Source organism: Andreprevotia sp. IGB-42 (genome assembly GCF_009848685.1).
Taxonomy (GTDB): domain Bacteria; phylum Pseudomonadota; class Gammaproteobacteria; order Burkholderiales; family Chitinibacteraceae; genus Andreprevotia.
The window spans coordinates 1-18,506 of record NZ_WXTX01000019.1; the positions used below are offsets into that span (position 1 = coordinate 1).

Sequence of the window (18,506 nt, forward strand, 5' to 3'; positions counted from 1 at the left end):
AGCCCGACTTGCACCTCGTTCAAGCCGATACAGAACGCACCTTCAGCCATCACCCGGTAATCGCAAAACACCGCCATTACTGCACCGCCGGCAGGGCTATGGCCGCTAATGGCAGCCACCACCGGAATCGGCGAGCACGCCAGCGCCCCGAAAATGCCGAAAAAATCGGCCCATACCGGCGGCATCTGCTCCGCCGTCAGTGCCAGCAGCGCAGGGACATCCAGCCCGGCACTGAACATGCCGGGTGCGCCGGACAGCACCAGTGCCTGCGCCCCCTCGGCTGGCGCCGCGAGGATAGCCTCGCGCAATGCGCGGATCAGCGCCGGGTTCAGCGCATTGACGGGCGGCGCTGCGATGCGCAGTTCGCGGATACCTTCGGCGTGTTCGATCACTTGCAGCATGAACGTGTGTTCCAGAGTGACATCACCCGATTATCCGCCGCTGCCACGGTTTGCAAAGCCGGGCGTTCCCCGTGCGGACCTGTTTGAAAACAGGCTGGCCGCCTGAATGCAAACACCCCGCAATCTGCGGGGTGTTTGCAATAGCGTCATTCAGCCTTGGACTTAATGCAGGTAGATGCTCTTGTACGACGCATACGTAGCACCAAACAGCATGGGGCCAAGCACCAGGAAACCCAAGCCCAACGGGATCGCCGCGATCAGGGAAAGCAGCCCCGCCACCAGGAAATATACGAAGAACGGCAGCACATTCTTCAGGCAGCCCTTGAAGCTTTGCACCATCGCATCAAACGGACCCAGATTCTGGGTGACCACCAATGTTGGTGCGAAGTAAAAGGCCATGGCCAACGGGATGAATGCCAGCATCAACACCAGCAGGACAGCAAGGAAAATCGGCCAGCTCTGCTCGATCGCTGAAAAGCTTGAAGCTGCGGCGATACCGACGCCACCGATCACAGCCACGATGCCAAACAGGATTGCCAGCATGAAAATACCCGCGAGATAAAGCAGCCCTACCAGGACCAGCGGGCCGAAATGCGCCTTGAACCCGGCGAACAGATGATCGATCTTGAAACCATCCCCTTGATCGGCAGCCTGGCAACCCAGCATCAAGCCACCAAGAAGCACAGGCATGCCCAGATTGGTTACGAACATGCCTACAAAAGGAATCATGTTCAGCAAGGCACCCAGCAAAGCCAACACCACCAGGATGATCAGCGCCACAATCCACTGGCCGGGCGCTGATTTGAAAATCGCAAAGCCTTTGCCAAACCAGGTCAACGATTCGCTGACCGAAACGGATTGTCCGCCGGGAATGAAATCACCACTGGCCGGATGCTCCTGCAGCGAGGCTTGGGTAGCCGCATACGGATTGTTGAAGGAATCATCGGTGCTCATGCGCTGCTCCATGCCCTGTGGCAAATGAATCGACTGGAAATGAATCTGTTATGCAAAGGCGGCATGGGCCGCGGTCATAGCATACACATGCGCATTGCATACTTACAATCACCAACAAATTTTTCCGGCAATAGCACAACAATCAACCATTGTTTGTAAGTGACGCCCGGTGACGCATCAAACAGCCCGCACACAGGCAATCACCTTCACCGGTTGCGGAACTGGGCAATGGCAAAACGGGTGCTACCTCCATGCACCAGCAACCCCCATCCACACCCCCGCTGCCACAGGTGAATGCCGCGCCGCATTGCTGGCAATGCTTTTGCCGTACCGGCATCGGCAATGCCAGCAGCCGCTGCCACACCGCAACCTTGCCGGCCTCATCCAGACTGGGCCAGGCGATGATTTCGGCCATGGTGCGGCGGCAGCCGGTACAGGTTTGTGTGCCGTCCAGCTGGCAACGCTGTATGCATGGCGAGGGAACGGGGCTTTGCATGCTCACGCCGCAGCGGGCTCGGCCAGCAGGTAATCCACCAGCGTATGCAGCCCCTGGGTGAGGTTGCGGATCGAGGCGTCGAAATCCCATGGATCCTCATCCAGCGTTACGCGATTGGAAACCGAGCGGACTTCGTAAAAACGCTGGCCGGCCTGCAGGCAGGCATGGAAAAACGCCGCGCCTTCCATGTTTTCCACATCCACTCCGCTGGTCTCCACGAACGGCGCCATGGCCGCATTCAAAGAATTGCTGTGCGCCAGCGGCAACGGTGGTTGTGCGGGCAGGTGCGGGCAATGCAGCACCGTGTTCACATCAAAATCCATATCCAGATCGAGCTTCGACAAATGGCGGAAACCGGCAGCATTGAAGAAGCCCAGATCTGCTTCGCGCTCGCTCGCCACCAGCACGGTATCGCCAATCTGCAGGCACGATCCGGCATACACGCCGGCAATGCCGGCCAGGATCAGCACATCCGGCGCACGCTCGTGGATCAGCTTGCCGGTGGCGTACGCCGCCGCCGTCAGGCCCACGCCGCAAAAAGCGATTTCCACTGCCGGGTGGCTGAAATAACGGGCTTCGGTGCGGGTGGGGAAAACAACGATGATGTGCATGGGGCGGGCTGATCAGGGGAACCATGGGAATGCCTGCAGTTTACGGCATCAACGCGGCACCCGGACCTGTGCCAGCTCATCCAGCAACACCTGCCAACCCGCGCCTTGCGTGGCTACCGCAGCAAAATGCCCGCCAGACGGCAAAACACGCACCGTGACCGCTGCACCGGCAAGCCGGGCAGCGCGCCGGTATGCGGCCGCTTGTGAAGCCGGGATCACCGCATCATCAGCCACGGTGATCAGGGTGACCGACATCCGTGCCGGCAATACCGGGGCCGCGGCATGCAGCACGCTGCTATCGGCGATGCGGTCACGGCTGGCGGCCCACAGCGCCAGATGCCCGCCAGCGGAGTGGCCGGCAAACACCAGCCGCTGCAGATCCAGCCGGTAGCGCGCTGCCAGCGTGCGCGTGAAGTCGGCTGCTGCGGCCACGTCCTGATAGGTGCCCGGCCAACCGCCGCCGGCCACATCAGCACTGCGGTATTCCACGTTCCAGACCGCCCAGCCCTGCCCCGCCAAGGCATCTGCCAGCGGTTCCAGATAACCGTGATCGGCGATGCGCGCCTGCCAGCAGCCACCATGCAAACACCAGCAACGGGTGCGGGCCTGCGCCAGCCGGCAAATGCAGCCGGCCGTATTGCAGTATTTGCGGGCCGTAGTGGATGGTGATTGCCGGCGGCGTGGCTGCCGCAATAGCCACCAGCATCAGCAGCGCCAGCGCCAAGCCAGACAGCGCGGTGCAGATTCGACCATGCATATGCATTGCTCCACAACGGTTGCAGTCAGTATCGCAACAATGGCGCCTTTCATCCCGGTTACCGCAACTGGGCCACGCTGGGTAGCAAGCGCAGCATGGAGTACGCGCTTGCCAAAAGGCAGCACCGCAGCGGCAATGCCCATGCCCCCGGCAATATGCTGATGCGGCAAGGAAAATCTAAAAATCCCGCCCACGCATACGCTTGTTACAAGAAGGACGCAGCCGACACTTTTTATTTTTGCAGCGCTGGCTAATATGAGGTTTGGCTTAGCAAATATCACTACAAGCTGACAAATGCTGTCCAAAAAAGACAGCAATAGCGACGTATTGCCGGGAGAACGCCGATGCTGCTGGACACGATTTCCGAAACCCTGCTTCCGGATGCCCTTGCCGGAAATTCCGTAGCCAGCGACAAGATGGCCAGCGTGGTGCATGTGCTGACCGTGCTCACACGGCATCGCGCGCTGGCGATGATCGACAAGAAAGGCAAGGTGCTCGATGCCAGCCCGGTGCTGCTGGCGCTGTTCAACCTGGGCAGTACGCTGCCAGCGGGCACCACCACCGCAGACCTGTTCCCGGATGCCACCGCCGAATCACTGGCGGGCCTGGTGAAGGGGGAAATGTGGCAGTTTGAAAGCCATAGCCAGACCAGCAGCGGCGAGCCACTGTTCGTACGGGTGAATGGCTATCCGCTCGATGGCGGCATGGCGCTGCTGGTGATCGATGACCATACCGCGCTATCGCGCGCGCATTTTGAAAACAGCGGCAAGGTCAGCGCCATCAACAGCACGCAAGCGGTGATCGAGTTCGATCTGGCCGGCAATATCCAGTATGCCAACGAGCAGTTCCTGGCAATCGTAGGCTACACGCTGAACGACGTGGTGGGCCAGCCGCACAGCCTGTTCTGCGATCCGGATTATGCCGGCTCGCCCGAATACGCGGCATTCTGGGCGACACTGGCGCAGGGCTTTGCCAAGAGCGGCGAATTTCCGCGCCGCAACCATGCTGGCGAAACCATCTGGCTGCAGGCCACCTATACGCCGATCAAGGGCCCCACCGGCGTGCCGTACAAGGTGATCGAATTTGCCAGTGACATCACCACTGCCAAGCTCAAATCGCTGGAAGACGAAGGCAAGCTGCAGGCCATCGACCGCACGCAGGCGGTGGCCGAGTTTGCGCTCGATGGCACCATCCTGGCGGCCAACGATCTGTTCCAGCACACCATGTACTACGCGCTGGACGAGATCGTCGGCCATCATCACCGCATGTTCTGCACGCCGGAATACGCGGCCAGCAGTGAATATGCAGCGTTCTGGGTGGCATTGCGCGCGGGCGAGGCACAAAGCGGCGAATTCATGCGGCTGGACAGCCGCGGCCAGCCGGTATGGCTGCAGGCTACCTATACCCCCATCCTGGGGCTGGATGGCAAGCCCATCAAGATTGTGAAATTCTGTACCGACGTCACCGCTGCCAAGCTCAGGGCGCTGGAAGACGACAGCAAGATCGCCGCAATCGACCGCACGCAGGCATCGATCGAATTCGATCTGGATGGCAAGATCCTCACCGCCAATCCGCTGTTCCTGCGCACCATGGGCTATCCGATCGATGCGATACGCGGCAAGCAACACCGCATGTTCTGCGAACCGGAATATGCGGAAAGCCAGGCGTACGCGCAATTCTGGGCGGAACTGCGCGCGGGGCGCCCGCAAGCGGGCGAGTTCATGCGGCTCAACAGCAAGGGCGAACCGGTATGGCTGCAGGCCACCTACACCCCCATCCTGGGGCTGGACGGCAAGCCGTTCAAGGTGATCAAGTTTGCCAGCGACATTACCGCGGCCAAGCTCAAATCCATCGAGGATGACAGCAAGGTGGCCGCCATTGAGCGCGCACAGGGCATGATCGAATTCGACATGGCGGGCAACATCATCACCGCCAACGACAACTTCCTCAACCTGATGGGCTACACGTTGCCGGAAATCCAGGGCCACCATCACCGTACCTTCGTCGACCGCGAAGAAGCAGCCAGCGCCGCCTACCGGGCGTTCTGGCAGAAGCTGGGGCGCGGCGAGTATGACAGCGGCGAATACCTGCGGCTGGGCAAGAACGGCAAGCGCATCTGGATACAGGCAACCTACAACCCCATCCTTGATCTGGAAGGGCGCCCGGTGAAGGTGGTGAAATTCTGCAGCGACATCACCGCCGCCAAAATGGCCGCCATCGAAGCAGAAGCGCGCATGGATGCGGTATCGGCCAGCAGTTGCATTTTCGACCTGAGCCGCGACGGCACACTGCTGAGCATGAACGATCAGCTGGAACGCGCACTCGGCTATAGCCGTTCCGAGCTGATCGGCAAGAATGAAAGCAGCTTGATGTTCCCCGAAGACATCAATAACCCCGCACACCTGGAAAACTGGAACCGCTTGCGCAATGGCCAGCCGGTTTCAGGCGAATTCCGCCGCATGGGCAGCGGCGGGCGTGAGCTGTGGTTTGGCATCACGCTCAATCCGGTGATGGGGCTGGATGGCCTGCTGACCAAGGTGGTGGTGATCGGCCAGGACATTACCGCGGAGAAAGTGCGGCGGCTGGATGACGAAGGCAAGCTCAAGGCCATCGACCGTTCCGAAGCGATGATCGAATTCGACCTGAGCGGCAAGGTACTGAACGCCAACGAGAATTTCCTCAAGCTGATGGATTACCGGCTGGAAGAGGTCGTCGGCCGCCATCACCGCATGTTTGTCGACCCGGCCTATGCGGCCAGCGTGGATTACCAGGCCTTCTGGGAGCGGCTGGCGCGTGGCGAGCACGAAGCCAGCGAGTACCGCCGCATTGGCCGGGGTGGCAAGGAAGTATGGCTGCAGGCCACCTATAACCCGGTATTCGATCCGAATGGCAGGCCGGTGAAAGTGGTGAAATTTGCCACCGATGTCACCGAGCTGAAGCTGCGTGGCGCAGAATCGGCGGCGAAGATCGAGGCCGTGGACCTCGGGCAGGCGGTGGTGGAGTTCGACCTGGATGGCAATGTGCTGTCGGCCAACCGCAATTTCCTCGCCGCCATGGGTTACACCATGCGCGAAATCCTTGGTCACCATCACAGTATTTTCTGCACCAGCGAATATACGCAAAGCGCCGAATACCGCGAGTTCTGGCTCAAGCTTGGGGAAGGGAAATTCATCAGCGGGCGCTTCCACCGCGTGGGCAAGTTCAGCCGTGACGTGTGGCTGCAGGCATCGTACAACCCGATCCGCGACCTGAACGGCAACGTGACCAAAGTGGTGAAGTACGCGTATGACGTCACCCGCGAAGTGAAGCTGCAGCGACAGATCACCGCACGCTCGGGCGTGATGACCGATACGCTGAAAAAACTGACCGAAAGCATCGACTTCATCACCGGCAACGCACAGATCGCCACGCAAACGGCGCATGAAACCGCAGATGCCGCCAATGCCAGCTACGACGCGGTGAAGCAATCACTGAACAGCATCGGCCAGGTACAGGCTAGCTCGCAGAAAGTATCGGACATCGTTCGGGTGATCAGCGAGATTGCCAATCAGACCAACCTGCTGGCCTTCAATGCCGCAATCGAAGCCGCGCGTGCCGGCCAGTATGGCGTGGGGTTTTCGGTGGTGGCGGCAGAAGTGCGCAAGCTGGCCGAACGCAGCGCGGCAGCGGCCAAGGAGATCAGCCAGTTGATCGAAACGTCCGTGCACCAGGTCAATGCCGGTGCGGATGTCAGCGGTACTGCGGCGCTACGGCTGGAGAGCATCATCCAGGGCGTGCGCAGTGTGACCGCCAGAGTGGATGAGATTGCCCAGGCCACCGGCGAGCAGCGCAGTACCACCGGTGAAGTAAGCGCATTCGTGCAGGAATTGAGCCACTCGGTAGGCAGCTGACATGGCCAATGACAGCCGTTACGGCGTATTCCGGCTGGCCGGCATGCAACTGGCACTGCCACTGGATGCCTTGCGTGAGGTGGTGCCGCTGCAGAAGCTGATCAACCTGCCTTGCGGGAATCCGGCGGTGCTGGGCGGGATCGACTTGCGCGGGCTGATGGTGCCGGTGCTGGACATGCGCCGCCAGCTGGACATGCCGCTGGATGGCGAAGCGCAAACCATCGTGATCATGGCACACGATCAGCGCCTGCTTGGGCTGCTGGCAGACAACGTGACGGGAGTGTTTGCCTGCGACGATGCCGAGCGCCATGCCATCGGCGCACAGGGCCAGGGCACGCTGCTCAATGGCAGCTTTTCGCACCCGGATACGCCGATCCCCATCAGCATCCTCAACCCGGCCGCGATTGCGGCATTGCCAGATACCCCGCTGGTGGACGACCCCAAGCCGGCGCAGCAAGCCATCGGGGCCGATAGCCAGCCCGATGACGCCGGGGGGGCTGAGGCAGCGCCGAATGAATCCTATGTACTGCTGATGCGCTGCGGCGGGCTGCCGCTGGCCATTTCATCGGCACTGGTACACAGCACCGTGCTCAACCCGCATATCCACCCGTCCACGCTCGCCGGTGGGTATTGTCTGGGCAGCATCGAATTTGCCGACATCCTGGTCCCGGCTGTCGACCTGACCAGCCTGTGCGGGCTACGTGCCTGCGGCAAGCACGCGCAGGCGTTCGTGATCCAGTACCCGCAGGGGCTGGTAGCGTTCATGGTGGAGGAAATCATGGATGTGGTCAGCGCCGATGCCGGCCTGGCCGCACCGGTGCCCGATCAGGCGCTGCAGCGGGCCGGCTTTTTTGCCGGCGTGCTGCCCAACACGGTGCTGCCCGCACATGCGGCGGAGCTGCCCACCGCAGATTGCGGCTATTACTTCCTGCTGAGCGGGGAAGCGCTTTCCAGCCACCCGGATCTGGTCACGTTATCGCAGATGAATACCGCGCCGGATGGCAAGGTGGTCGCGCGTGATGCCGACAAGGCCGAAACCGGGCGGACCGGCATGCACGGCAAGATGCTGACCTATGACCTGGGCAATGGCGAAATCGCCACGCCCATCGAGCAGATCAGTGAAATACTGCCCTGGTCACACGCCACCACGCTGCTGGGGGACGATGGCCCGGCCATGGGGCTGATGATGAACCGCGGTCATGCCATCCCCACCTTCTGCCTGAGCACGTTGACCGGCCAGCCACGCAGCGCGCTTACCCCCACCGCCAGCGTACTGGTAGTGGAGAATCAGGGCGGGCTGATCGGGTTTACCGTGCCGCGGCTGATCAGCATCGACGAAGCCACCTGGGCGCCGCAGGAAGACATCGATGCGCTGGCCGCGCACGCGGCGCTGACCGAATCCGACAAGGACGTTCGCCAGTGCTGGGGCCGTGTACTGGTGAACAGCGCTGGCGACGAGCGCATGCTCAACCTGCTGGATCTGCATCACCTGGCCACCATGGTGCTACATCCGCGCACGGCGGCGCATTAGCGCCGATCCATCGCTGTCGCAGCATGGTGCTGCGCTCGACGCCTTGATGCCTGCCTTCAGCCGCCGGCGTTTTCAGCAGCGATCTGCCGCAATGCATTGGCAAACACCTCGGGCGGCTGGCCGCCGGAAATCAGGTATTGCTCGTTGATGATGATGGCGGGTACCGATGAAATGCCCTGCTGCTGGTAAAAGCGCTCTTGCTCGCGCACATCATCCGCATAGCGGTCTGATTGCAGGATCGCCCGCGTCTCGACGCCATCCAGCCCCACCTTTTCAGCCACTGCCGCCAGCGTGGCGTGATCACTCGGATCCTGCCCGTGGGTGAAATACGCGGCAAACAGCGCTTCTTTCAACGCCAGCTGTTTGTGCTGCGTCTCGGCCCAATGCAGTAGCCGGTGTGCATCGAAAGTGTTGTAGATACGGCTGCGGCCGTCCATGTCGAACGTGAAGCCCAGCGCCGCGCCACGCTGGCGGATCGCTTCCTGGTTCTGCTTGAGCTGGTCGGCAGCCATGCCGTATTTCTCGCCCAAGTGCTCGCCGATATCCTGCCCGGCAGCGCCCATTTGCGGATTGAGCTCGAACGGCTGGAAATGCAGATCAAGCTGCACATCGTTGCCAACTTGCGCGGCGGCTTGCTGCAATGACTTCAGGCCGATGATGCACCATGGGCACGATACATCGGATACGAAATCGATTTTCAGGGTGGTAGGCATGATGATCCCTCGGTATGGTTAACTTGCATCATTCTAAACCAGATACTAGACGACTGGTCTAGTTCGGACTATCCTGCACAGCATCATGAGCAAACGCAGCCAAGACACTCGCGACCACCTGCTAGCCACCGGCGCATCCATCATGCTCGGCAAGGGCTTTGCGGCCGTCGGCCTGACTGAAATCCTCGGTACCGCCGGTGTACCCAAAGGCTCGTTTTATCATTATTTCGATTCCAAGGAAGGATTTGGCGTTGCATTGCTGCAGCGCTACTTCGACGATTATCTGGGCCAGGTGGACCAGTTGCTGGCCGACCGCGAACTGAGCGGGCGCGCCAAGCTGGATGTGTACTTCAATGCCTGGCAACCGCCGCAAACCACGGAATGCGCCGGTTCACGCTGCCTGGCCGTCAAGCTCAGCGGCGAGGTTTGCGACCTGTCTGCAGACATGCGCGGCACGCTGGAGCGCGGCATGGCGCAGGTGATCGAGCGGCTGACCGCCTTCATCCTGATCGGCCGCGCCGATGGCTCGATCCCGGCAGGCGGCGATGCCGGCCAGCTGGCAGCCGGCCTGTATCAGTTATGGCTGGGTGCGGCGCTGCTCAGCAAGGTGCAGCAAAGCGCGCAGCCATTCAAGGCTGCGCAATCCGCAACCGCAGCGCTGCTTGGCGCAGGAGCCTGTTGATGCCCTATGTGAATATCAAGATCACCCGCGACGGTGCCAGCCGTGAACAGAAAGCCGAGTTGATTGCCGGCGTGACCGAGCTGCTGCAACGGGTATTGAACAAGAACCCGGCCACCACCGTGGTGGTGATCGATGAAGTGGATACCGATAACTGGGGCATAGGCGGCGAAAGCGTCACCACGCGCCGCGCCGGCGGTAGGTAAACACCCCCCAACATCCGCAGCGCACTGCAGGCAGAACCGGCCAGCATCGCTGCAGCAATCACCCTTGTGCTCACCACGGGCACAGGGAACGCAAGTTCAGCCATCAGGCTGTTTTTTTGAAGCAAAATATAGACGACCGGTCTAATCAAGGAGCGTTACATGGCACTGGATAAACTGCTTACCCCCGTCCGCGCTGGCAATCTGGAACTGGCCAACCGCGTATTCATGGCGCCGCTTACCCGCTCGCGCGCGGCGCAGCCGGGCGATCTGCCCGCCGAATTGAATGCCACCTACTACGCACAGCGTGCCAGCGCCGGCCTGATCGTGACCGAAGCCACGCAGATTTCGCGCCAGGGCCAGGGCTATGCGTGGACGCCGGGCATCTATACCGATGCACAGGAAGCCGGCTGGAAAAACGTCGTCAGCAAGGTGCACCAGGCCGGCGGTGCGATATCGCTGCAACTGTGGCATGTGGGGCGCATCTCCAACCGCCTGCTGCAGGAAAACGGCGCGGCCCCGGTTGCCCCGTCTGCCATCCAGGCCGCTACATCGCATACCTTCGTCGTGCACCCGGACGGCACCACCGGCAATGCCCCCACCGATACACCACGCGCACTGGAAACCGGTGAACTGGCCGGCATCGTTGCCGACTATGCGGCAGCTGCGCGCCGTGCAGTGCGGGCTGGCTTCGATTTCGTGGAAATCCACGCCGCCAATGGTTACCTGCTGCACCAGTTTTTGGCCACCGGCACCAACCAGCGTACCGACAACTACGGTGGCAGCCTGGAAAACCGCGCCCGCCTGCTGCTGGAAGTAGTAGACGCCATTGCGGCCGAAATCGGTGCGCACAAGGTGGGCGTGCGTCTGTCGCCCAACTTCACTTACCACGACATCAGCGATAGCGAATCGGAACAAAGCGCACTGTACGTGGCCGCCGCCTTCAGCCAGCGCAAGCTGGCCTACCTGCATATTGCCGAGCCGGACTGGACCGGCGGTGCGCCGCTCAGCCAGGACTTCCGCAACGCATTGCGCACGACGTTCAACGGCACGCTGATCTATTGCGGCAACTACACCGCGGAAAAAGCGGAAGCGGTCATTGCTGCCGGTGGCGCCGATGCCATCGCTTTCGGGCGCCCCTACATTGCCAACCCGGATCTGGTTACCCGTTTTGCCAAGGGCGCCGATTTGAATACCCCGGATCAAGGCACGTTCTACGGTGGCGCCGAACACGGCTATACCGACTACCCGACGCTGACTGCATAACGGTCAGCCAGCAAAAAGGGCTTCGTTGATCACGAAGCCCTTTCTTCATTGCTTGGCCGGGGTGGATTTGCCGGCCAGATTGCTTATTGCTGCATCATCAATTCGGCCATGGTTTTCTTCTGGCCGTTGATTTCGAACTCGCCACCCTTCATCACCAGTTTGGCCTGGATCAGCTTGCCGTCGTTCTGCACGAAGCCGCGTGCCGTGCCTTGCTCCAGCGCTGCATCAAACATGGCTTGCGACATTTCCGCTTCTTCCGGGTTGAAATCGGTAATCAGCTGCGTAACCAAGGCATTCGGTACCTGTACGGCGACGGTAGCGGTCAGCTTGGCCAGCAAGCCCATCGGGTTGGCAAGGTCAGCCTGCTTCACGTCCTTGCTGGCCAGATCCACCTGATACAGACCTTCACCCGCCGTGGTCTTGAGCTTGAGGTTCATCTTCACCGAAGGATCACGCGCCAGCACTTCCACCAGCAGCGTCTTGATGCGCTCTTCGCTGCCCTTCTGATCGAAGTTGCAACGCAGGATGCCCTCTTTCCAGCTCAGGTCGTTATAGGCCTTGAGCGCCTTGGCATCGATGCGGTTGGCGCTGTAATCCATCGACAGCGCGCCTACCTTCTTCTTGTGGATGATCAGGTCATCCGCACTGCCCGAGGCAGCCATGGTCACCAGGCCATCCTTGATCGACGATTCGCCCTGCATGCTCGACTTGCCGATGCTGAAATCGACCGGCTTGCCTTCCGGCGTCACCATGCTGGCGCCAAAACCGGCCCAGCTGATGGTCTGCTTGCCGGTGTAGATCCCTTCCAGCACGCGCGTCTGGTCACTTTCAGCAGTGAGCGCGTCAAAATGCGCGGTACCCCCATTGGGTTCGCTCACGTCAAAGCCGGTCAGCTTGATCTGGCTCTTCACACGGGCCAGGTTCTCGTCATACCTGAACGAACCGCTGAAGCCCTTCCAGTTGAGCGTGCCCTTGCCGGCTTCGGTGACCGTGGCAGCCGGGCTGCTGATTTCGGTGGTGATGTCGCCAGTGAGCGGAATCGCGGTGCGGATCACCAGCGGGGGCTGGCCCTTGAATACCTTGTTCAGTGTTTCCTGCGCGTCCTTGCTGTATACGATCTCGGTATCGATGCGGGTATCGAACGGATTGTGGTGGATGGTGTTGCGCAAGGTCAGCTCCTGGCTGGGGAACACCGACTGGCCATTGGTTTTGACATCCTCACAACCGACGCGATAGGTCACCGTTTCCGTTGAGGTCCAGAAACCTTTCTGGAAGTCGCGCTTGGCCACCTTGATGAGCTCGTAGCCCTTCAACTGCTCTGCCACGGTATCGAACTTGCCATCGACCTTGTGGCCGGCATACCAGGTAGCGCCTGCAAAACCTGCCGCGCCCAACGCGATGACGGCCAGCGAGGCCCCGATTATTTTACTCATCTGTGACCATTTCCTTGATTGATGACGTGCAGCAGCAAGCCGGGCGATACCCGCCGCATGGCAGCCGCAAATACTTAAAACGGCAGAAAGGTACCAGCAAATCAATGACATTTGCAAATAACGCGTACCCGTATATCCCTGTTCGCAATGCCGGCTGTGATCCTGATCACCCCGCCGCCACTTGCTGATCGCCATCCCGCCACGTAGATGCGCCGGCAGCTTGCTTGTATCAGGCAAAATATTTACCATACGCTGACAAAATTGATCGCAAATAGCCAGATTGACCTGCCAGGGTGGTTATGCCGCCGGGCTGATGCACGCACGGGACATGGACGATGAAGAAAACATTGCTGGTACTGGGCATGTTGCTCACCCTGCTGATGCCGGCCGCCAAAGCCGCATTCACCGCAAACGGCTGGTACTGGAACCCGAGCGAAAGCGGCACCGGCTTCATGTTCGAAGCACAGGGCAACGCCGGTTTCGTGGCCTTCTTCTTGTATGACGACAGTGGCAAGCCCGTGTGGTACGTGTCTTCGGGCCAGATCACGGATAACGGCAACAATGCCTATCGCTTCAATGGCACGTTGCAGTACTACCGCAATGGCCAGCCGGCCGGCTCAACGGTTTACAAAACGCCGACTGCGAGCACGGTAGGCAATGTACGCATCGACTTTGCCGCCAGCGGTCTGGCCACCCTGTACCTGCCCTCCCGCACGCAGCAGGTTACCCGTTTCGATTTTGCCGGCATCGGCGTAGCGGCTTCCCGAACCCAGCCCGAGACCGGCTGGTACTGGAACCCGGCCGAAGGCGGCCGTGGCTATGCGATCGAAGTGCAGAACAACCGCGTGTTCCTTGCGATGTTCCATTACAACAGCGACGGCAGCCCTACGTGGAACATCCTGCAAGGGCCGCTGTCCGGCAGCATGCTCACCAATGAATTTGAAGCGTATATCGGCGGGCAAACCCTGAGTGGTGCTTTCAAGGCCGCCACCAAGCGGGCGGGCAACGATGTATTCAGCATGCGCTTTTCGGAAGCATGCGCGGGCACGCTGCAGTTCAATGCGACGGTACCGGTTGCGGTACGGCGTTTTTCTTTTGGTCAATTGCCAGGCGGCCAGGAATGCCGCGCCGGCAGCGTGGCGATCTCGAGCAAGATTCCCGGTACTTATCGGGGCAATTACTCCGGCAATGACACCGGTAACTACAGCGTGTATATCGATGCCGGCGGCCGGGTATTCGGCACTGTGCAATCAACCCGATATGGCCTGACCTTTACTGCAAGCGGTCAGGTTGCGGCAGACGGCACGGTCAGCGTCAGTACCCTGGGCACTGCCGGTGGTTCGGTATTTTCCGGCACCATCAATACCAGCAAGAGCTGCGCGATCTCCGGCAACTGGCAGTTTCTCAATACCAGCCAGGGCGGCGGCACTTTCAGTGGCAACAAGGACGGCGGCTGCTGAACCCGGTAAGCAGCACCTGCCGTTTTCAAGGGGGTCGCAAGGGCCCCCTTTCAAATTGAGGTTTAGCCCTCCAGCACAGCCAGACGATCCGCTGAACAGTCAAAAAGAGCAGATGACCGCATGCTGGCGCAGCGGCAGATCAGCTATGCTGAACGCACCTGAATCCTCTGGCTGACCAGATGAATATCACGGACCACCAAGGTGTATCCGCAATACGCCGCCGGGCGATTGCCTTGCCAAGGGTGTGGCACAGCCGGCTGCAGGTGGCCGTGCTGTTGCTGGGCCTGCTGAGCCCCGTTGCCCATGCCGACTGCACCAACGACCCGGATCCATGGCTGACCCTCAGCGTAGCAGCCCGCACCGGCGAGCAAAGTCAGCTGGCCTGCCTGCTGAAACGGCTGGGGGTGAACAATCACGATCCGAAGGATCTGTGGGAAAACACCCCGCTGCATCTGGCTGCCCGCTACGATCAGGCAACGATGGTGGAAGCACTGCTTGCCGCCGGTGCCCGCATCGATCAACCCAACGCTGCATCGCAACGCCCGCTGAAGGTGGCCATCTCGGCCAAGGCCAGCGACAGCGCCGCAGCGCTGATCCTGGCCGGCGCCGATATCGAGGCGGCCGATGACGAAGGACGCACCCCGCTGTTCTGGGCAGTGGCCGAGGATGACGTCAGCATTGCCAACCTGTTGTTGCAAAAGGGCGCCAATGCCGAACGGGTATTTACCAGCGGCGAAAAGCCCAGCACTATCCGCCAATATGCGCAGCGCCGCGGCAACCCTGCCATGCTCAAGCTGTTTGCAGCCCCATAGGAGAGATCGCCCATGCACCGCCTGCTTTGTGCCTTGCTGATTGCCACACTGGCTACCGCCGCCCATGCGGCGATCTATAAATGGGTGGATGACAACGGCGTCACCCAGTACACCAGCGAGCCGCCACCTGCCTCCAAAAAGGGCAAGGAGCTGAAAGTGCCGAGTGGCAATACCAGCAACAGCACCGCTGGCAGCGGCGATGCGGCGGCCAAGAAAGCCGGTGAAGAAATGCTCAAGAATATGGCTGATGGCGTGAAGCCCGGTACGCTCGACTGCGCCAAGGCAGTCAGCAATGGCAAGGACGGGATCGATACCATGCTGGAAACCGGCCGCACCAATGTAAAAACCGGCCATATGAAACAAAGCGATCTGGACAAGGGCACCGCGCAGTTCAACAAAGTACGTTCGCGTATTTCGGAATCCGAATGCAGAAGCAGCACTGGGGCGGTGAAGGACTTCTATACCTGCCTGTCCAATGATTACAACCTGGTGATGGCTTGCATGCAGAAGTACAACTATATGTAACTGAGCGGCTTGTAAAAACCTCCAGATGATCCCGGGTGTTTTGGCAGCCAGCATTGCATACATGCATATCGGGGAGCACGCGGGATGAGGAAGTTACTTGTATTGCTGGGGTTTTTGCTTGGCCTCTGCATGGCGCTTGCCAGAGCAGATTTCACTGCAAATGGCTGGTACTGGAACGCCGCCGAAGGCGGTACCGGCTTCATGTTTGAAGCCCAGGGCAGCAAGGGCTTTGCCGGCTTCTTCCTGTATGACGAGAGCGGCCAGCCGGTCTGGTACGTGGCCAGCGGCTCGATAGCCGGTAGCGGCAGCAGCTACACCTTCAGCGGCGATCTTTTGCAGTATCACGGTGGCCAGGCGGTTACCGCGGTCAATTACGCGGCCCCGACCTCGACCCTGATCGGGCAGGTACGCATCGATTTCAGCGCTGGCGGCAAAGCCACCGCGTTCCTCCCTGCCCGCACCTGGCAGGCAACGCGCTACGATTTTGCCGGGCTGGGCGTGCCGGCCACCGCCACGCAGCCGGAAGTGGGCTGGTACTGGAAGCCGGCGGAAGGGGGCCGCGGATATGCGATCGAAGTGCAGAACAACCGTGTTTTCCTTGCCATGTTCCATTACCGCAATGATGGCTCTCCGACCTGGAATATCGTGCAGGGCGAGCTGGGCAACGGCGCAGTCACCGCCAATTTTGAAACCTATATCAACGGCCAGACGCTGGGCGGACCGTACAAATCGCCGCTGCAGGTCATCGATGGCAATCAGTTCAGCCTGCTGTTCAGCGACCCCTGCATCGGCACGCTGCGCTACAACGACATGCCGGAAATCAGCGTGCAGCGCTTTGCGTTCGGCGATCTGGCCGAAGGCGCAGAGTGCCGCGCGCGTGGCAATGCCGCGTGGGCAAGAATCCCTGGCACCTATCGTGGCAGCTATACCGGCGCGGATGTGGGCAGCTTTCTGGTATCGGTTGACAAGCAGGGCCGGCTGACGGGCACGGTCACATCCAATACCGCAGGCAATGACTTCCCCGCATCGGGCCAGATTTCGCCTGCCGGTGCCGTGAAGCTGAGCGCACCGACGCAGGGCTTTGCGCAGGACAGCATCTTCACGGCAACCGGCAACACCACGGTGACCTGCGCCATCAGCGGCGGCTGGCATTTTGTCGGTGCGCAAGGCAGCGGCAGCTTCACGGGCCAGAAAGACGGGGCATGCCAATGATCCATCCCGGGATTGCCGGCTAGGTTGATCCCGGTGATGCGGGATGCCGCCGGTGGCATCCCGCAAGCTTGCAACGCCCCCGGTCGGGCTATGGCAAGGGCGTAACCGGGTATTGCTTGAACGGCGCAGGCACCGCCAGCGGGTAGTAAAACAGACCGTCCATATGGCCATTTGGCCCAAACACGTACATCACGCCGGTTGGCACGCTGAACTGCAAACCAACCATTGTCGACTCGATTTTCGGACTGACGAACGAAATCGGATAATTCAGCATATCCAGTGTCTTGGTGATGTGATCCGGAAACGAATAGACTTCCGTCGTGGCATTCGTGGACGAGAAATCGGTAACCCGGCCAGTCTTGGGCGTGTTCTTGACCACATAGAGTTTCGATTCCAGACGATCCCTCACGAAAGCAGCCATCGACCTCGCCGGTGTCCTGCAGATCCCGCTGTACGCGCAGGGCTCCCTGTATATCAGGCCGTGGCCGCTGTTTGACCACAGAATCACTTTCTTGCCGCTGTACAGGTTATCCATCGCCCACAGCACGTTTTCGCCCATTTGCTGGTCCCGTGGATCGGGAATGGGCAGCGTTGCCGTGGCTTGCCTTGCAACGTCCGCCTCAAGGCCCTTTACCTGCAAACACCACCAACCCGCCGTTTCACGCGGGGTGGCACCCGCAGCGGGATCGCTGCAGATTTCCTTCCGGATCTGGGCAGCAACGCTGGTGAACGTCTTGCTGTTCACCCCGGCAGCCGTGAGCGCCGCGGCTTTCTGTGCGACTTCAGCGAAGACAGACCAGCTGGCTTGCTGCGGAATACCCGAGCCACGTTTGTCCAGAAATGCTTTCAAAGCCGGCACGATCTCATCGATCGATGTAGCCCCGCCCAGTGGTACATCCACCCCGGCCAGCAACAAGGGCCGCGCACTCCCACGCTGCTCGTCAACGTATTGCAGCACCTTGCGGCCTGCATCCGTCTTTGAATACATGAAGAAAATGCGATCGGGCGCCAGATCAACGATCTTGGCATCCTTGGTGCTGGCACTACGCCAGATAGCTTCGACGTCGAACATCGCGCTTTCCATCATCAGCACGTCAAAGCCCTTCACCTTGTGCAGGTATTGAACCTGACGGTTCATCAGCTCCAATGCATTGGCATCGCCGTGGGTATCTTCCGTCAGCGATACCACCTGGGCATCGCCAATTGCAGCGCCAAACGCCGCCATATCGGCAAAATCATCATCGGCAGACGCATTCAATGTGCGTATGGGCACTGCTTTCTGCTTTACCTCGTTGTAGAGCGGCAGCGGGACGCCATTGACACGCTCCACGACTGGCGAGGTCGCACCACCGCCTCCACCCCCACAGCCTGCCAATATGCTGGCCAGCACCGAGGTAAAAAACAATACTTTCATGCCCCATCCTTACTTTAATTGGCCAGAAATATGAAAATATCATGACAGATATTTACACACAGTTTTTATTAATTTTATTGTGATTGTGTAAAAAATTTTCAGGGAACCCGTTTTGCCCAGCTCGCTCCCTGCTGTATCGAAACCGGGGC

18 protein-coding genes are annotated in these 18,506 nt (G+C 60.3%); 10 read left to right on the forward strand and 8 right to left on the reverse strand.

Translation table 11 applies throughout. The features are described 5' to 3' along the window. The 5 genes from IGB42_RS20040 to IGB42_RS20060 form a co-directional block, all read right to left on the reverse strand. On the reverse strand, positions 1–401 hold a 401-nt coding region (locus IGB42_RS20040), incomplete at its 3' end, for an enoyl-CoA hydratase/isomerase family protein (RefSeq protein ID WP_174764243.1). A gap of 162 nt (positions 402–563) precedes the next feature. Next, positions 564–1,238 (reverse strand): BPSS1780 family membrane protein, encoded by a 675-nt coding sequence (locus IGB42_RS20045; protein WP_159675075.1) that lies wholly within the window; start codon positions 1,236–1,238, stop codon positions 564–566. Between the two features lie 259 nt (positions 1,239–1,497). Beyond that, positions 1,498–1,941, reverse strand: coding sequence for a DUF1289 domain-containing protein (locus tag IGB42_RS20050; protein WP_308419240.1), 444 nt, complete (start codon positions 1,939–1,941; stop codon positions 1,498–1,500). Further along, positions 1,854–2,462 (reverse strand): purine phosphorylase, encoded by a 609-nt coding sequence (locus IGB42_RS20055; protein WP_159675079.1) that lies wholly within the window; start codon positions 2,460–2,462, stop codon positions 1,854–1,856. Before IGB42_RS20055 ends, IGB42_RS20050 begins: the two co-directional genes overlap by 88 nt. A gap of 48 nt (positions 2,463–2,510) precedes the next feature. Further along, positions 2,511–3,047 (reverse strand): alpha/beta hydrolase, encoded by a 537-nt coding sequence (locus IGB42_RS20060; RefSeq protein WP_159675081.1) that lies wholly within the window; start codon positions 3,045–3,047, stop codon positions 2,511–2,513. A 177-nt stretch (positions 3,048–3,224) separates the two neighbouring features. Here IGB42_RS20060 and IGB42_RS20065 point away from each other — a divergent pair, with 177 nt between their 5' ends. From IGB42_RS20065 to IGB42_RS20075, 3 genes are all read left to right on the forward strand, one after another. After that, positions 3,225–3,473 carry a hypothetical protein gene (locus IGB42_RS20065; protein WP_159675083.1) on the forward strand — a complete coding sequence of 83 codons (249 nt, stop codon included), beginning with the start codon at positions 3,225–3,227 and terminating at the stop codon, positions 3,471–3,473. Between the two features lie 90 nt (positions 3,474–3,563). Beyond that, a complete protein-coding gene (locus IGB42_RS20070; RefSeq protein ID WP_159675085.1) occupies positions 3,564–7,109 on the forward strand; it encodes a PAS domain S-box protein in 3,546 nt (1,181 codons plus the stop codon). Between the two features lies 1 nt (position 7,110). Next, positions 7,111–8,640 (forward strand): chemotaxis protein CheW, encoded by a 1,530-nt coding sequence (locus tag IGB42_RS20075; RefSeq protein ID WP_159675087.1) that lies wholly within the window; start codon positions 7,111–7,113, stop codon positions 8,638–8,640. 56 nt (positions 8,641–8,696) lie between these two features. On the opposite strand, the gene IGB42_RS20080 is transcribed toward IGB42_RS20075, so the two are convergent. After that, on the reverse strand, positions 8,697–9,353 hold the full coding sequence (locus IGB42_RS20080) for a DsbA family oxidoreductase (RefSeq protein ID WP_159675089.1): 657 nt from the start codon (positions 9,351–9,353) through the stop codon (positions 8,697–8,699). 85 nt (positions 9,354–9,438) lie between these two features. Between IGB42_RS20080 and IGB42_RS20085 the strand changes: the two genes are divergently transcribed. From IGB42_RS20085 to IGB42_RS20095, 3 genes are all read left to right on the forward strand, one after another. Then, a complete protein-coding gene (locus IGB42_RS20085) occupies positions 9,439–10,035 on the forward strand; it encodes a TetR/AcrR family transcriptional regulator (protein WP_159675091.1) in 597 nt (198 codons plus the stop codon). Next, positions 10,035–10,238 carry a 4-oxalocrotonate tautomerase family protein gene (locus tag IGB42_RS20090; protein WP_159675093.1) on the forward strand — a complete coding sequence of 68 codons (204 nt, stop codon included), beginning with the start codon at positions 10,035–10,037 and terminating at the stop codon, positions 10,236–10,238. Before IGB42_RS20085 ends, IGB42_RS20090 begins: the two co-directional genes overlap by 1 nt. A 159-nt stretch (positions 10,239–10,397) precedes the next feature. Next, entirely contained in the window at positions 10,398–11,501 is a 1,104-nt protein-coding gene (locus IGB42_RS20095; protein ID WP_159675095.1) for an alkene reductase, read from the forward strand. Positions 11,502–11,584: 83 nt separating this feature from the next. Here the strand turns inward: IGB42_RS20095 and IGB42_RS20100 are convergent, their stop codons facing one another. Then, on the reverse strand, positions 11,585–12,934 hold the full coding sequence (locus IGB42_RS20100) for a YdgA family protein (protein ID WP_159675097.1): 1,350 nt from the start codon (positions 12,932–12,934) through the stop codon (positions 11,585–11,587). A 335-nt stretch (positions 12,935–13,269) separates the two neighbouring features. Here IGB42_RS20100 and IGB42_RS20105 point away from each other — a divergent pair, with 335 nt between their 5' ends. The 4 genes from IGB42_RS20105 (at position 13,270) to IGB42_RS20120 (ending at position 16,943) form a co-directional block, all read left to right on the forward strand. Beyond that, entirely contained in the window at positions 13,270–14,394 is a 1,125-nt protein-coding gene (locus IGB42_RS20105) for a hypothetical protein (RefSeq protein ID WP_159675099.1), read from the forward strand. Between the two features lie 179 nt (positions 14,395–14,573). Beyond that, positions 14,574–15,206 carry an ankyrin repeat domain-containing protein gene (locus tag IGB42_RS20110; RefSeq protein ID WP_159675101.1) on the forward strand — a complete coding sequence of 211 codons (633 nt, stop codon included), beginning with the start codon at positions 14,574–14,576 and terminating at the stop codon, positions 15,204–15,206. 12 nt (positions 15,207–15,218) lie between these two features. Continuing rightward, positions 15,219–15,731: a DUF4124 domain-containing protein gene (locus IGB42_RS20115; RefSeq protein ID WP_159675103.1), complete on the forward strand. Its 513-nt coding sequence runs from the start codon at positions 15,219–15,221 to the stop codon at positions 15,729–15,731. 84 nt (positions 15,732–15,815) lie between these two features. After that, positions 15,816–16,943: a hypothetical protein gene (locus tag IGB42_RS20120; protein WP_159675105.1), complete on the forward strand. Its 1,128-nt coding sequence runs from the start codon at positions 15,816–15,818 to the stop codon at positions 16,941–16,943. 88 nt (positions 16,944–17,031) lie between these two features. Here IGB42_RS20120 and IGB42_RS20125 read toward each other — a convergent pair whose 3' ends face one another. Then, positions 17,032–18,357, reverse strand: a complete 1,326-nt coding sequence (locus tag IGB42_RS20125; RefSeq protein WP_159675107.1) for an erythromycin esterase family protein — start codon at positions 18,355–18,357, stop codon at positions 17,032–17,034. Between the last annotated feature and the right edge of the window lie 149 nt (positions 18,358–18,506).